Here is a 15,337-nt window from a genome sequence, read left to right as displayed (position 1 = left end):
AAAATGTTTATTAAGCATTTCAAGCAAATCTGTTTAATTGCGATTGCTGTATTTACGATTAGTACACCATTAGCAGTTACAGCTAATAATCATAAAACTGATATTCAAACGCAAAAAGTTAATAAGAAGGTAAGTAGCCAGGATAAAAATAGTCAAAATTTAGATCGACAAACGACACATCTAATTAAAAATAACTTACCACTAAAATTACAAGCTAAATCAGCATTAGCAATCGATGCTAAGACTGGTCAAATTTTGTATTCTAAAAATGCAAATCAGGCTTTACCCACAGCTTCGATGAGCAAATTGCTAAGTATTTATGTGACTTTACAAGCAATCCAGGCTCATAAGATTAATTGGGATACAAAAGTGAAAATCACACCTGCATTGCATGCTTTAAGTGTTAATCCAGAATATGCGAATGTTGAGCTAAAAGAAGGACATGCTTACACAATTAAGCAGTTATATCAAGCAGCTATTTATTCTGAAAATGCTGGCGCAATGGCAATGGGGTATGGAGTAGCTGGTAGTACTCAAAAATTTGCTTTAAAAATGCGCCAAGCGGTTAAAGATTTAGGCATTAATGATGCTAAAATTTATACTGCTTGTGGCTTAACTAATGGTGAAGTAGGATCATTAGGATTTAAAGATGTGGATTCAAACGCTGAAAATAAATTATCAGCAACTGATATGGCCATTATTTCAATGAATATTTTGAAGATGTATCCACATATCTTAAAAGATACAGCCGCTAACACAACTAAATTTGAAAATAAAACTATGTTGAATTGGAACTGGATGATTAGAGGTCGTGGATATGCTTTACCAGATATTAAAGTTGATGGTTTAAAGACAGGAACTTCTGATACCGCTGGTGCATGCTTTACAGGCACGGCAGTTAAAAACAACCATCGTGTAATTACAGTTGTGATGGGAGTACATCACAGTGGTCAATATGATCCATCTCGTTTTGTACAAACTCAAAAATTATTAAAGTATGTCTATGCTAAATATCATCATGTTAATTTAACAGCTAATCAAGCGGTTAGTGAAATGACTGAAGGGCGCAATGATGGCAATATTTATGTTCCCAACGGTAAAGATGAAAACTTAGGCTTATCATTCTCTGATAAACAAGATGTTTGGTTAGCTAATAATCAACAATTTAATTTACAAAATATTCAACCTTTAAGAAATCTTAAATATAAAGGTGGAATAGATGCACCCATCGATAAAGGGGATATTGTTGCAACTGCCCAGGTAAAAGGAACTAAGTATATTACAAATAATGATGTAAAATTAGCAGCAAGCAATGATGATGATAAAGCCAATATTTTTGTAAGAATGTGGCGTAGCATCATGTCGCTATTTTAAAGAATAATGGGTGTGATTATCTTTGAATTAACTTTAAATAAAGTTAGATAATTAACCCTATTTTGTATTATAATAGGAATAAAGTTTAGGTTTATTTACTTAAATTCTGGAAATCGAAATATTAATTTAAAATTACCGAACGTTTATATTACGGGGGAATAGTCTTTGACAAAGCAATTACCAAATCCAAACGAGCCTAGGTGGTTAACGAACTTGAAGACAGCGATGCCTTTGAATATTAGTTATGTACCTATCGGATTAGCATGTGGAATTCTTTTACATGCAGCTGGGTTTAATACAATTCTTACAGGAATGGTTTCATTATTGGTTTTTTCTGGTGGAGCACAATTCTTAATAGCGTCTATGTTAGTTATTAACTCACCTTTATTATCAATTGTAATTATGTTATTTTTCTTGGAATTAAGATATGCACTTTTAGGATCGAGTATTTCTAAATATCTGCAGGGGCAATCTAATTTATTTACTTTTCTATTTGCACTTTCTTTAAATGATGAAACTTATGCAGTGAATTATTTAAAACTATCTACTGATAAAAAGTTTACGCCAAGTGATGCTTTGCAAATTGAGCATTATGCTTTATTTGTTTGGACACTTAGTACAATTATCGGGAGTTTAATTGGATCGGCTATCAGCATTAATTTAACGGTCGTTCATTTTGCATTAACGGCATTATTTATTTATATGATTGTTATGCAAATCAAATCACTACTTAAAGTGATAGTAATGCTATTAACTATTGGTTTATCAATTATTTTCTTAATGTTGATGAAATCAACTTTAGGTTTAGTAGTTGCAACATTATTAGCTTCCTTTGTCGGATTTATGGTTGAATCTTATATTCGTGCTCATTATAAACGTTATCGTAAAAATATATTTTTACATTCCTTCAAGAATCCTGCGGGGACACCTGAAGAAGAAGACGAAGAATTTGAAGAAGAAAATAAATAGTTTACTAGGAGATATTTTATGGAGTGGAATTCTACACAACATTTTTGGTTAGTTGTTTTATGCTTTTTTGTGGCATTAATACCAAGATTTGTTCCCCTTTCTTTTTTTAGAACAAGAAAAATACCAAAGTGGTTTAATGAATGGATGTCTTATGTACCAATTGCTTTATTTACATCATTAGTAGTTAAAGACCTAATTATTACATCTTCGTATGGATTATCATTTGATGGTAAGGCATCTGAGTTAATTGCTGCCTTGCTTGTTTTTATAATTTCATATTGGACTCGTTCGATGGCTTTGTCAGTTATTTTAGGACTAGGATCGGTAGTTGTACTCTCACTTATAATATAAAATAAAGAAGCAGTGATTTTAATCACTGCTTCTTTTAGTTTCAATTGCGATTTTATTTGTACATATAATCTCTAGTTAATGGTAATTCTTGTCCTGAAGGGCCCTTAGAAATTAAATATTGCATAACATCAATGTTACCAGCTTTGAATGACCCAGCACATGTTTTAAGATATAAATCCCACATTCTTAAGAAACGTTCATCATCACCCATAACCTTTTTAACTTCATCAATGTGAGCATTGAAATTCTTATCCCAATTTTCAAGGGTTAGTTGGTAATGACGGCGTAATGATTCAAGATCAAAAATTTGTAGTCCATTGTTAGTGATATGATCAAGATTTTCAGTCATACCAGGAACATAACCACCAGGGAATATATATTTGTTAATCCAACCATTGTATGCGCCACCTTGTTGTCTTGTAATTCCATGAATTAAAGCAACACCATGTTCTTTTAAGTATTTTGCTACACATGAGAAGTATTCATCTAAGTTTTCTTTACCAACATGTTCAAACATTCCAACTGAAGTTATGTAGTCGAATTGTTCATCACCTAGTTGACGGTAGTCTTGTAAACGAACTTCAGCTTTATCTTCTAGACCTAACTTCTTGATTTGTGCGTTTACATAGTCACATTGTTCTTGACTTAAAGTTACACCAACAACTTTTAAATCATAGTATTTAGCTGCAACTAGCATTAATGTACCCCAGCCACATCCAATATCTAGTAAAGTACGACCTGGTTGAGGATTTAATTTTTTGATAATGTGATGCATCTTTTGTTGTTGTGCATCATATAAATCATCATCAGGTTTTTCAAAGTATGCACATGAATATGTCATAGTTTTATCTAGCCAAATTTTGTAAAAATCATTTCCAATGTCATAATGACTTTGAATATCTTTTTTACTAGTAGATTCATTATGATTTTGTTTAGGTAAGAAGTTAATGAATTTGTGATCACGAATGAAACTAGTTGATTTTTGATATGCAGAGACAATCAAATCTTCAATACTACCTTCAACTTCGATTTTTCCGTCCATATAAGCTTCACCTAAAGCAATGGAGGCATTACTTCTGATTTCTTTAATAGGGATAGGTTCCTTCATAGTAATAACTGCTTTGGGGTCACCATCACCATATTTTTCAGATTTTCCGTCCCAATAATTTACTTGGATTGGTTCATTAAATCCGTGCTTAAAAAATGTTTTGTAAAATGTTTTTTCAAACATGTGAACAGTCCTTTCTTTCAATATAATCACATTGACAATTATACGCTTAACTTGGTATTTTTTGTAAGTGATTGATATTATTAAATTCATCAAAATATTTTAATTAAATGTTATAATTAATTATCTAACAAAAGGTTAGTAGGGGGTATAATATGAAAATTTGGGAAAAATTTGTCGCTAACGTAAAGTTACGTCGCTGGTGTGTATTATTGTTATTAATTGCTATCTTATACTTAATGCGCAGCATGATTAGTATGTTACTTTTAACTTTTATTTTTGCACTTCTAGTTACTAAATTAGTTAACTTTATTAGAAAATACGTCAAAATTCCAGCACCACTATTGGTTATAATGATATATATTTTATTTATTGGTGGAATTATTACTGCCGTTGCAGTTTACTCACCAGTCATTTATGACCAAGCAATGACCGCTTCAAAGCATATAATTAATTTTTATGAGGATCCAAACAACATGGAAGGGGCTAACCAATTCCAAGATTGGATTAGTTCGTTTATTCATCGTTCTAACTTCTTAACTGAGGTTAAAGGGGGACTAGACTTCTTATTACAATATGTTTCTAGTATTGGTCAAATGGGAGTAACTTTCCTATTATCATTAATTCTAAGTTTCTTCTTTACTTTAGAAGAAAAATCTATGTCAGAATTTAGTAAACGTTTTCTAACTTCAGAATTTGATTGGTTTTTCCAAGATGTTTATTATTTTGCCAAAACATTTACTAAAACCTTTGGGGTTGTTTTAGAAGCACAATTTTTGATTGCCATTTTTAATACTGTTTTTACCACTTTAATCATGGCATTTTTGGGCATGCCACAGCTATTTATTTTATCGATTATGGTGTTCTTTTTAAGCTTAATTCCAGTAGCGGGAGTAATTATCTCATTGATTCCTTTATCAATCGTCGGCTACTCAGTTGGTGGAATTAAATATATTGTTTACTTAATCATTATGGTGATGATTGTTCATTTCTTAGAAGCCTATGTTTTAAATCCTAAATTAATGTCTTCTAGAACTGAACTACCAATTTTTTACACATTTTGTGCATTGATGATTGGTGAAGAAATCTTTGGCGGATGGGGGTTAATTGTTTCCGTTCCTATTCTTACATTTTTCCTAGAACTTATCGGGGTTAAAGGTGAGAATAAAAAAAGTTTAAAAATGAAGAGAATTATGAAATAGGCTGAAAATTATTGTGATTTGGTGTAAAATTAATATGATATTTATAACTTGAAAGGGGTTCAATCCTATGTCAAAACTTGTATTAATCCGTCATGGACAAAGCCAATGGAACTTATCTAACAAATTCACTGGTTGGGAAGATGTTGACTTAAGTGACAAAGGTGTTGAAGAAGCTAAAGAAGCTGGTAAATTAGTAAAAGAAGCTGGTTTAGAATTTGACTATGCTTTTACTTCAGTATTAACTCGTGCAATTAAAACTTTACACTATGTTTTAGAAGAATCTGATCAATTATGGGTTCCTGAAACTAAGACATGGAGATTAAATGAACGTCATTATGGTCGTCTTCAGGGCTTAAACAAAAAAGAAACTGCTGAAAAATATGGTGATGAACAAGTTCATATTTGGCGTCGTTCATATGACACTTTACCTCCATTATTGAGTGCTGATGATGAAGGTTCAGCTGTTAATGATCGTCGTTATGCAGACTTAGACCCTAACATCATTCCTGGCGGGGAAAACTTAAAGGTTACTCTAGAACGTGTAATGCCTTTATGGGTAGATCAAATTGCTCCTAAGTTATTAGATGGTAAGAATGTTATTATTGCTGCTCATGGTAATTCACTACGTGCTTTAAGCAAATATATTGAAAGAATCTCTGATGATGATATCATGGATCTTGAAATGAAAACTGGAGAACCAGTTGTTTATGACTTCAATGATAAGTTAGAAGTACAAAACAAAACAAAATTAGATAAATAATCTTAAACAAAAAAGCAATCGGAATTTTCCGATTGCTTTTTTATTATTTTTTTGAATACCAATGTTTAATACTTGGCCAACTGTTAGTATTAATAATCATTCTAGGAGCATATTGTAAGTCCAAATGATCACCATTACCATGGTTATAAATAACACCACCATCTAATGTAGCGACCCAGCCTAAATGTTGAGTGTGTAAGAAATCATTAGTTTGATGAGTACCACCACCATAAGGGTAAGCAAATGCATCACCATATGATCCAATTTCTTTATACAAATCTTTTCGAGATTGCTTAAAGTCTCTAGTAAAACGTTTGTAATTTTGAGGTAAATTAAAGACTGGAATTAACTTAGAGGTTAAGTAATGCATATTATGAGTATGCAAGCCAATTGTCATTAAATTACCAGCATATTTTTTAGCGTCGTGAATTTGATTCCAAGTTGCTAGTTGAGTTCCTTCACGATATCTACCAGTGTTTCCAGTAATTATAAACGTAGTAAATGGAAATTTGTATTTTTTCATTACCGGAATAGCATTGTCGATAGTTGTCCTATCAATATCATCAAATGATAAAACAGCATATTTACCCTTAATTGGCTTATTAGAATTAGTCATTTTGACCATCTCTTGTCCTGATATTACTTTGATATGTTTCTTATGCAAAAATTCCATTTGTTCATTGAATTCATTAGTTGGCACATTGAAATCATGTAATTGTGAATTAGTGGAAAGGGTTCTTGATATATTAACACCTAGATTATCTTTTAGAATACGGTGATAACAAAAAATAAGAATACCATTCTTTTGCCTTTCTGCTTGTTTATCAAGTGCATAATTTTCACTGCTACCCTTATCATATTGAATTGCTTTTCTAACAGTAAATGACATTAAAATCACAACAATCACTGCTACAACAGCAACGATGATTTTTCTAGTCCTTCTTGACATTACTATTTAACCTCCGTAAATGACGCAATCTAAAAATAGAATAAATTGCTGTTAAAATAATTAATGCTATAACGCCTATGATTAACTTCATGTATAATCCATAATTTAGATTTAATAACAGATAAAAACTTACGAAATCATCACTATAATAGCCAAATAAAAATGCAAAATTAATAATCAATACGAAAAATACATAAAACCATAGTAAAGCATATAAACAAAAATGAAGGATAGCTCTAAAGGGACTAATCTTTTTTCTAATAACGAATTTATCTACTTCATTTTTCATTATTTAACCCCCCGATCAGGACTATTCCAAGTTCCAACATTTTCTGGATCTAAGAAGAATGAAACTAGGGCAGTAATACATGAAATCAAGTTAATCATCCAGTAATAAACAATGTAGGCAGGTATTAATAGTAAATCTCGAAATTGTAGATATGCCTTGGCACGCGAACCAAAGAAACCAATGCAAAATTGAACAATACTGATGATAATTAACATTAATAGTACGTCACCATCTAATTGAACTTCATGAATTAGCAATAAATTAAATACGTAAGAGATAGTACTTAATGCAGTTAGAACTGCCCAAGTATTACTAATGATAGTTTCATACAATAAAGCTTTTCTAGAAATATCACTATGAATTAAGAAATCATGATTTTTAACTAAAACTTCCATACCACCGCGAGCCCAGCGACGACGTTGTTTGATTAAACTACGAGTATTTTCAGGAACTAAAATCCAACACAACATTGCTGGTTGGTATCTAACACGCCAATGTTTACGATACATTCTCCATGTAATATCGATGTCCTCGGTAATGACATCAGTATGCCAACCGCCTACATCTTTAATGGCTTCTCTTCTAAAGCCAACCATTACTCCAGAAACAGTATTGATACGTCCGTATAGAAATGATTGGGCCTTTTTAATAATATCAATTACACCAATATACTCTAGTAATTGAAGACGGCCCAAAATAGTAGTTCTATTTCTTACAACTGGTTTACCAGCAACTGCACCTAAACTAGGATCAGTTGCAAGTGTTTTAACCATTTGATTAACTGAGTCTTTAGCAATCAATGAGTCAGCATCAATTCCCATTATGTATTTACCCTCAGAAGCCGCAAATCCCTGGTTCATAGCGTTAGCCTTTCCTTGGTTTACATCAATTGGAACAACTTTAATGTTGAATTGATTGGCATACTTTTTCTGTAGTTCGTACATTATATCTAAAGTGTCATCAGCACTTTTATCATCAACTAAGACAACTTCAAAATTTTTATACTCAATCTCTGCGATGGAAGCAATGGCTTCTCTTAAAGTATCACTTTCATTATGAGAGGGTACTATAATAGAAACTAAATCGTTTCCAGAAATATCAACAAAATTTTCATGCTTTCGATACATGCTTTCAAAGATAGAACCAACAATCCAAATTGCTGAAACAACAATAGGATAGCCGATTATAAAATCGTTGATTATATCTAAAAATCCCATTTATATGTTTTCCTCCTTAAGTTAAAGTCACTAAATTAATAGTTTTTAATTTAGTGGCATTCAACTTATATATTAACTTTATTCAAACTAATTATAAAGTACTTATTACTATATATCAAAGTAACTACTATTTACACAATATAAGATTATAATATTACAAAATAAAAAAACACCATCCCTGCTTTGTCAATGGAATGATGAATTTATTTAGTTATCTTTGTTGTTATTTATAATTTGAGCTTTAATTTGACTATTATCTTCTACAAAATATATGGATTTATCTTCTTCTCCGTCAATCGGTCCCATATTGACGGCAGGATTTTTTTCAACCATTGCGAGTCCATTAAAACGGGCTCTAATAATTTTTCTCATAATACTACCAGTTTCATCAAATACCTCAGCTTTTTTAGCTGCTGTATTTAAAGTATATCCAGATTCTAAAAAAGATTTGATCAATTCAACTTTAATGATGGCGTGATATGGATAACGATGGTTTTTATTTTTATCATCACATATAGATTTAATATATCCTTTTTTCTCCCAGTATCTAATTTTAGATTGTGGTACATTACATGATTTGGAAAGTCCACCAATACCAACTGATAAATCTAAATCTTTCATTATTTTATATAAACGATGGGAATATTCTTGTACTTCATCTTTATTCATTTCGTTTGACAAAGAATCACTTCCTTTAATTATATGGAATTAGTTTAAATATCTGATAATAATTATATATTATTTAATAAGGTTGTCAAATAAGTTGACAACAATATCACTTGGTTGTATATTAGGAAGAGTCGATTTACTAAAATTAGAAAAGAGGTTGCGGTATGAACGTAGATGCAAACGGTAAAAGTTATAATAAAACAATGCTAGTTTTATTATTGTTAGTTGGTACTTTTTGTACTATTTTAAATCAAACTATTTTATCAACTGCTTTTCCTACATTAATGAAGGCTTTTGATATTAATACATCCACGGTTCAATGGTTAACATCTGGATTCATGATGGTTAATGGGATTGCAATCCCCGTTAGTGCATGGTTATCCAGTCGTGTTAATACGAAGTGGTTATATTTAGGTGCGATGATTGTTTTTGAAGTTGGAACGATCATGTCTTTCTTCGCTAGTAACTTTGGCGTGTTATTAGCTGGAAGATTAGTTCAAGCTGCTGGAGTAGGGGTTACTATGCCTTTACTACAAACAATTATGCTTTCAATTTTTCCACCAGAAAAACGTGGAGCTGCAATGGGACTTTCAGGAGTTGTTATTGGTTTAGCTCCAGCAATTGGTCCTACTTTATCTGGTTGGATTTTAATTAACTTTACTTGGCGTGATCTATTTGGAATGATTATTCCAATTGTTGCGTTAGTTATTATATTGGGACTATGGTTCATGCGTCCTATTCTACCTACCAAGAAATCTAAGATTGATGTTTTATCATTGATTCTTTCTACAATTGGATTTGGTAGTGCCCTTTATGGTTTCTCTGAAGTTGGTACTTATGGATGGGGCAGTAACGTAGTTATTAGTACTTTAATTATTGGTGTTATCTTTATTGGATTATTTGTATGGCGCCAATTAGTAATGAAAGAACCATTCTTGAATATTAGAGTATTTAGGAACAGTAAATTTACCATTTCTACATTATTGTCTTCAATTACAATGATGGCTTTAGTTGGTTTTGAAATGGTATTACCTTTATATTTACAAATCATTCGTGGTATGAATGCTTTTCATTCTGGGCTAACACTATTGCCAGGTGCTTTAATGATGGGAATTGTGTCACCATTTGCTGGTCAAATATTTGATAGATATGGTGCTAAGAACCTAGTGGTAACAGGATTTACTTTACTATTCTTAGGAACTATTCCATTTGCTTTCTTAACTGAAGATGCATCAATTGCATATATTATAGTACTATATGCAGTTAGAACTTTTGGTATGGCAATGGTAATGATGCCAGCAACTACTTATGGTATGAATGCTTTACCTACAGATATGATGAATCATGGTACTGCTGTCAATAATACAGTTAGACAGGTTGGTTCTTCCATCGCAACAGCGGTACTAGTTTCCATTCTTTCTAACGTAACTTCCAATAACATGCCAGCTAGTCACTTAAAGACACTAGATCCATTAGCATATGGTCATTCAGCTTTATCAGCTACCTTAACTGGTTACCATGCTGCCTTCTGGGTTGCAGCTATTTTTATTGTAATTGGAATTATTGCAACATTCTGGTTGAAAGATAATAAAGGAGGGAATAACTAATGATATTAATTTTATTAATTGTTTCAGCTTTATGTTTCTTCCTATTTAATACATTATTAGTAAAAAATAAAATGCTACATTTTATTACTAGTTTTATAGCTTTTATTGTAGTTGTACTATCAACGGTTCTAATTACTATGAATTTCCATAGTCATTATGGGATGCATAAAGTAACAACTACCGAAAATAGTGAGTTAGCTTCCAGCAGTGATAAATTAGGAATGCTTCTTTACCAACCAATTGGTACATCAGGTAAAGATAATGTTGTGATTTACAAAACTAGTGATGATCAAAAGAAGCCAAGTACGACTTCAACTGATAAGCATACTAATCATATCATCACGAATGCTAAAGATGCTAAATTAGTTACTAAAACTACCCGTTATGAATATAATTCTAAATCAAGTAAGTTTTGGTTCAATTTAGCTCAAAAGCCAACGCGTGTAAAAACAGTTAATTATTTCTATGTACCTAAAGATTGGTTGACTTTAACTACTAATCAAGCTAAAGCATTACCAAACATCATGAAAAAATTACAAGCCCCAATGCAAACTTCAGCTGCTAAGGCACAAATGAAGAGTGCGGCTGAAAATTATGTTAAGGATCAAATGGCAACAGCAATGAAAAATGATCCTCAGATGAGCAAAGATACTCAAACCAAACTAGCTCAAAAAGCTGCTGAAGATTTTCAAAATCAAATGAAGGCACAAACTATGGGGAAATTAATGCCACAATTAAAACAAGAACTAAAGAAAATTAAATAGTATTGACAATTATTTCAAGGCTGATTATTATAATAAATAACAAGCTAAGAAGTAGTTACTAGTATTTAAAATAATTTGAGAATGCAGAAACTTAGTGGTGATGAAAACTAAGCGATTATTTTAGAGAATTACACCTATGGAGCTCTAGTTCAATTTTATATTGACGTGTCATTGCGTTATTAATGATTTTTGAGTGATCGCAAAACAGCGATAACCTGGGTGGTAACGCGGATTAATATTAAAATTTCGTCCCTGATAATGTCTGAAGGCATTGTTAGGGACTTTTTATTTGGAGGGAAAAATATGAATATTATTGATGATTTAAAATGGCGTGGTGCTATTAATCAACAAACCGATGCTGAAGGTTTAAACAAGGAAGTAAATGAAAAGAAGATTGGATTATATGCTGGAATTGATCCTACTGGTGATAGTATGCATGTGGGACATTTAATTCCATTTATGATTTTAAAAAGATTCCAATTGGCTGGGTACCATCCATATATTATTATTGGTGGAGCAACTGGTTCTATTGGTGATCCATCCGGTAAAAAAGCTGAACGTAAGTTACAAACAATGGATCAAGTTAAATACAATGAAGAATGCTTAACTAAACAAATGGAAAGTCTATTTGGTCAAGATGGTTCATTTACCATTGTTAATAATTATGATTGGTTATCTAAGTTTTCATTACTAGATTTCCTACGTGATTATGGTAAATTATTTAATGTTAATACAATGTTGAATAAGGAAATTGTATCTAGTCGTTTGGAAACAGGTATTTCATACACTGAATTTACTTACCAAATTTTGCAAGGCATGGACTTTGAACATCTATACAAAAAACATAATGTTCAATTACAAATTGGTGGTGCTGATCAATGGGGGAACATCACTGGTGGAATAGATTTGATTCATAAAACACAAGGTGCAGATGCAAAAGCATTTGGATTAACAATTCCATTAATGCTGAAAGCAGATGGCACTAAATTTGGTAAAACTGCTGGTGGAGCTGTTTGGTTAGATCCTAAGAAAACAACACCATATGAATTTTACCAATTTTGGATTAATACTGATGATCGTGATGTTATTAAATATTTGAAATACTTCACGTTCTTAAGCAAGGATGAAATTGAAGTATTAGAAGATAAAGTTAAAAAAGAACCATGGAAACGTGAAGCACAACGTTGTCTTGCTGAAGAGGTTACTGAATTTGTTCATGGTAAAAATGCCGTTAAAGAAGCTGAAAATATTACTAATGCTTTATTCTCAGGTAACATTAAAGATCTAACTGTTGATGAAGTAGAAACTGGTTTTAAAAATATGCCCTCAATGGAAGTTAGTGCTGATAAAAAAAATATCGTTGAATGGTTATCTGATGATACTAAAATTGAGTCATCCAGAAGGCAGGCACGTGAAGATGTTAAAAATGGAGCAATTAGAATTAATGGGGATAAAATAGATGATGTTAATGCAGAGATTGATCCAAGTTCTAGTTTTGATGGTAAGTTTGTGGTTGTTAGAAGAGGTAAAAAGAATTATTTCTTAGCAAGAATTAAATAGTCTATTATTTTTGGAGAATTAATTTAAAATTAATTCTCTTTTTTTATTGACGTGTAAGTTTATTATTGATATTATTATTCCTGTTGTCATTTTGGTAACGAAAGTTACAAACCATTTAAAAATAATTACAAAAAGTTATTGACTTTCAGTTGTTAAGATGGCATAATAATTAATGTTGCGTTGTTGATATAACAAACAGCAACACGCTAATTAAAAAAATAATTATAAAAAAGTTATTGACATTAAATTGTTAATATGATATAATTAAAAAACTGCTTGTTTTAAGTGGCTAACTGATAAGTAGATCTTTGAAAACTGAACAAGATTGATAATCAATGATGTGTAAGGAACTTACGATTTTAGATTGTAAGTAAATTAAACACAGCGAAGTCAATTCGCTTTTAAAAACAATTAATTTGATGAGCTAGTTAAAAGCTTTTCATCTATAAGATGAGAGTTTGATCCTGGCTCAGGACGAACGCTGGCGGCGTGCCTAATACATGCAAGTCGAACGAGTCCTCCCAATTTGATTTTATGCTTGCATAAATGATTTTTGGATTCGGGACGAGTGGCGAACTGGTGAGTAACACGTGGGTAACCTGCCCTAAAGCAGGGGATAACATTTGGAAACAAGTGCTAATACCGTATAATTAGTTGGAACCACATGGTTCCAACTTGAAAGATGGCTCTGCTATCACTTTAGGATGGACCCGCGGCGTATTAGCTAGTTGGTGAGATAATGGCTCACCAAGGCGATGATACGTAGCCGACCTGAGAGGGTAATCGGCCACATTGGGACTGAGACACGGCCCAGACTCCTACGGGAGGCAGCAGTAGGGAATCTTCCACAATGGACGCAAGTCTGATGGAGCAACGCCGCGTGAGTGAAGAAGGGTTTCGGCTCGTAAAACTCTGTTGTTAAAGAAGAACAAGYGTAAGAGTAACTGTTTACGCTTTGACGGTATTTAACCAGAAAGCCACGGCTAACTACGTGCCAGCAGCCGCGGTAATACGTAGGTGGCAAGCGTTGTCCGGATTTATTGGGCGTAAAGCGAGCGCAGGTGGTTTTCTAAGTCTGTTGTGAAAGCCCTCAGCTCAACTGAGGAAGTGCAGCGGAAACTAGAAGACTTGAGTACAGAAGAGGATAGTGGAACTCCATGTGTAGCGGTGAAATGCGTAGATATATGGAAGAACACCAGTGGCGAAGGCGGCTATCTGGTCTGTTACTGACACTGAGGCTCGAAAGCATGGGTAGCGAACAGGATTAGATACCCKGGTAGTCCAYGCCGTAAACGATGARTGCTAAGTGTTGGGAGGTTTCCGCCTCTCAGTGCTGCAGCTAACGCATTAAGCACTCCGCCTGGGGAGTACGRCCGCAAGGTTRAAACTCAAAGGAATTGACGGGGGCCCGCACAAGCGGTGGAGCATGTGGTTTAATTCGAWGCAACGCGAAGAACCTTACCAGGTCTTGACATCTTSTGCMARCCYWAGAGATWRGGCGTTYCCTTCGGGRACASTAAGACAGGTGSTGCATGGYTGTCGTCAGCTCGTGTYGTGARATGTTGGGTTAAGTCCCGCAACGAGCGCAACCCTTATTATTAGTTGCCAGCATTAAGTTGGGCACTCTAGTGAGACTGCCGGTGATAAACCGGAGGAAGGTGGGGATGACGTCAAATCATCATGCCCCTTATGACCTGGGCTACACACGTGCTACAATGGATGGTACAACGAGTCGCRAAACCGCGAGGTCAAGCTAATCTCTTAAAGCCATTCTCAGTTCGGATTGCAGGCTGCAACTCGCCTGCATGAAGTTGGAATCACTAGTAATCGTGGATCAGCATGCCACGGTGAATACGTTCCCGGGCCTTGTACACACCGCCCGTCACACCATGAGAGTTTGTAACACCCAAAGACGATGGAGTAACCTTCGGGAGCTAGTTGTCTAAGGTGGGACAGATGATTAGGGTGAAGTCGTAACAAGGTAGCCGTAGGWGAACCTGCGGCTGGATCACCTCCTTTCTAAGGATATTACGGAAACTTACATTAGATTGATCGATYTTATTCAGTTTTGAGAGGTCTACTCTCAAACTTGGTTCTTTGAAAACTAGATATTATTAATTTCTAAATTAAATTTGTATTAAATACAATTTTAACCGAGAACACCGCGTTATTTTGAGTTTTTTAAATAGTTTTATTCGTATAATACTCAATTAACCAAACATCACGAAGTGATGAATTAGGTTAAGTTATGAAGGGCGCATGGTGGATGCCTTGGCACTAGGAGCTGATGAAGGACGGGACTAACACCGATATGCTTCGGGGAGCTGTACGTAAGCTTTGATCCGGAGATCTCCGAATGAGGAAACTCGATAACCTTAATCGGTTACCTTAATCGGTT

At 33.5% G+C, this 15,337-nt stretch carries 12 protein-coding genes and 2 rRNA genes; 10 read left to right on the top strand and 4 right to left on the bottom strand.

The genetic code is table 11. The features are described 5' to 3' along the window. Window positions 1-3: 3 nt before the first annotated feature. The 3 genes from C7N44_RS07160 to C7N44_RS07150 all read left to right on the top strand — a co-directional run bounded on the left by C7N44_RS07160 (window position 4) and on the right by C7N44_RS07150 (window position 2,694). Window positions 4-1,374: a serine hydrolase gene (locus tag C7N44_RS07160; RefSeq protein ID WP_105957234.1), complete on the top strand. Its 1,371-nt coding sequence runs from the start codon at window positions 4-6 to the stop codon at window positions 1,372-1,374. 225 nt (window positions 1,375-1,599) lie between these two features. Beyond that, window positions 1,600-2,343, top strand: a complete 744-nt coding sequence (locus C7N44_RS07155) for an AzlC family ABC transporter permease (protein WP_105957280.1) — start codon at window positions 1,600-1,602, stop codon at window positions 2,341-2,343. Window positions 2,344-2,361: 18 nt separating this feature from the next. Next, complete coding sequence (locus C7N44_RS07150) at window positions 2,362-2,694, top strand: AzlD domain-containing protein (protein ID WP_105957233.1); 333 nt, start codon at window positions 2,362-2,364, stop codon at window positions 2,692-2,694. A gap of 52 nt (window positions 2,695-2,746) precedes the next feature. Here C7N44_RS07150 and C7N44_RS07145 read toward each other — a convergent pair whose 3' ends face one another. Beyond that, window positions 2,747-3,925: an SAM-dependent methyltransferase gene (locus tag C7N44_RS07145; RefSeq protein ID WP_105957232.1), complete on the bottom strand. Its 1,179-nt coding sequence runs from the start codon at window positions 3,923-3,925 to the stop codon at window positions 2,747-2,749. A 152-nt stretch (window positions 3,926-4,077) separates the two neighbouring features. On the opposite strand from C7N44_RS07145, the gene C7N44_RS07140 reads away from it, so the two are divergent. Next, window positions 4,078-5,124, top strand: a complete 1,047-nt coding sequence (locus tag C7N44_RS07140) for an AI-2E family transporter (RefSeq protein ID WP_105957231.1) — start codon at window positions 4,078-4,080, stop codon at window positions 5,122-5,124. Window positions 5,125-5,191: 67 nt separating this feature from the next. Beyond that, complete coding sequence (locus C7N44_RS07135; protein WP_105957230.1) at window positions 5,192-5,884, top strand: 2,3-diphosphoglycerate-dependent phosphoglycerate mutase; 693 nt, start codon at window positions 5,192-5,194, stop codon at window positions 5,882-5,884. A 43-nt stretch (window positions 5,885-5,927) separates the two neighbouring features. On the opposite strand, the gene C7N44_RS07130 is transcribed toward C7N44_RS07135, so the two are convergent. The 3 genes from C7N44_RS07130 to C7N44_RS07115 all read right to left on the bottom strand — a co-directional run bounded on the left by C7N44_RS07130 (window position 5,928) and on the right by C7N44_RS07115 (window position 9,020). Beyond that, a complete protein-coding gene (locus C7N44_RS07130; RefSeq protein ID WP_105957229.1) occupies window positions 5,928-6,833 on the bottom strand; it encodes a polysaccharide deacetylase family protein in 906 nt (301 codons plus the stop codon). Between the two features lie 288 nt (window positions 6,834-7,121). Beyond that, complete coding sequence (locus C7N44_RS07120; protein WP_105957227.1) at window positions 7,122-8,339, bottom strand: glycosyltransferase; 1,218 nt, start codon at window positions 8,337-8,339, stop codon at window positions 7,122-7,124. 207 nt (window positions 8,340-8,546) lie between these two features. Continuing rightward, window positions 8,547-9,020 carry a MerR family transcriptional regulator gene (locus C7N44_RS07115; RefSeq protein WP_105957226.1) on the bottom strand — a complete coding sequence of 158 codons (474 nt, stop codon included), beginning with the start codon at window positions 9,018-9,020 and terminating at the stop codon, window positions 8,547-8,549. Between the two features lie 152 nt (window positions 9,021-9,172). Between C7N44_RS07115 and C7N44_RS07110 the strand changes: the two genes are divergently transcribed. From C7N44_RS07110 to C7N44_RS08090, 5 genes are all read left to right on the top strand, one after another. After that, the gene (locus C7N44_RS07110; protein ID WP_105957225.1) at window positions 9,173-10,615 is read left to right on the top strand and encodes an MDR family MFS transporter; all 1,443 of its coding nucleotides are present in this window, start codon (window positions 9,173-9,175) and stop codon (window positions 10,613-10,615) included. After that, window positions 10,615-11,379, top strand: a complete 765-nt coding sequence (locus C7N44_RS07105; RefSeq protein WP_105957224.1) for a DUF4811 domain-containing protein — start codon at window positions 10,615-10,617, stop codon at window positions 11,377-11,379. Before C7N44_RS07110 ends, C7N44_RS07105 begins: the two co-directional genes overlap by 1 nt. 303 nt (window positions 11,380-11,682) lie before the next feature. Continuing rightward, entirely contained in the window at window positions 11,683-12,939 is a 1,257-nt protein-coding gene (tyrS, locus tag C7N44_RS07100) for a tyrosine--tRNA ligase (protein ID WP_105957223.1), read from the top strand. 446 nt (window positions 12,940-13,385) lie between these two features. After that, a 16S ribosomal RNA gene (locus C7N44_RS07095) occupies window positions 13,386-14,958 on the top strand. A 220-nt stretch (window positions 14,959-15,178) separates the two neighbouring features. Then, window positions 15,179-15,337, top strand: a 23S ribosomal RNA gene (locus tag C7N44_RS08090); the annotation flags it as partial.

The organism is Apilactobacillus quenuiae, assembly GCF_002994005.1.
Taxonomy (GTDB): domain Bacteria; phylum Bacillota; class Bacilli; order Lactobacillales; family Lactobacillaceae; genus Apilactobacillus; species Apilactobacillus quenuiae.
The sequence above is the reverse complement of the archived record's forward strand: the minus strand, read 5'-3'. Positions and strand labels throughout refer to the sequence as shown.

Excerpts from the sequence above, each read along its gene's own strand:
- C7N44_RS07120 (WP_105957227.1), bottom strand. The coding sequence starts at position 8,339 with ATGGGATTTTTAGATATAATCAACGATTTTATAATCGGCTATCCTATT.
- C7N44_RS07150 (WP_105957233.1), top strand. The coding sequence starts at position 2,362 with ATGGAGTGGAATTCTACACAACATTTTTGGTTAGTTGTTTTATGCTTT.
- C7N44_RS07130 (WP_105957229.1), bottom strand. The coding sequence starts at position 6,833 with ATGTCAAGAAGGACTAGAAAAATCATCGTTGCTGTTGTAGCAGTGATT.
- C7N44_RS07145 (WP_105957232.1), bottom strand. The coding sequence starts at position 3,925 with ATGTTTGAAAAAACATTTTACAAAACATTTTTTAAGCACGGATTTAAT.
- C7N44_RS07105 (WP_105957224.1), top strand. The coding sequence starts at position 10,615 with ATGATATTAATTTTATTAATTGTTTCAGCTTTATGTTTCTTCCTATTT.
- C7N44_RS07110 (WP_105957225.1), top strand. The coding sequence starts at position 9,173 with ATGAACGTAGATGCAAACGGTAAAAGTTATAATAAAACAATGCTAGTT.
- C7N44_RS07135 (WP_105957230.1), top strand. The coding sequence starts at position 5,192 with ATGTCAAAACTTGTATTAATCCGTCATGGACAAAGCCAATGGAACTTA.
- tyrS (WP_105957223.1), top strand. The coding sequence starts at position 11,683 with ATGAATATTATTGATGATTTAAAATGGCGTGGTGCTATTAATCAACAA.
- C7N44_RS07155 (WP_105957280.1), top strand. The coding sequence starts at position 1,600 with ATGCCTTTGAATATTAGTTATGTACCTATCGGATTAGCATGTGGAATT.
- C7N44_RS07160 (WP_105957234.1), top strand. The coding sequence starts at position 4 with ATGTTTATTAAGCATTTCAAGCAAATCTGTTTAATTGCGATTGCTGTA.
- C7N44_RS07140 (WP_105957231.1), top strand. The coding sequence starts at position 4,078 with ATGAAAATTTGGGAAAAATTTGTCGCTAACGTAAAGTTACGTCGCTGG.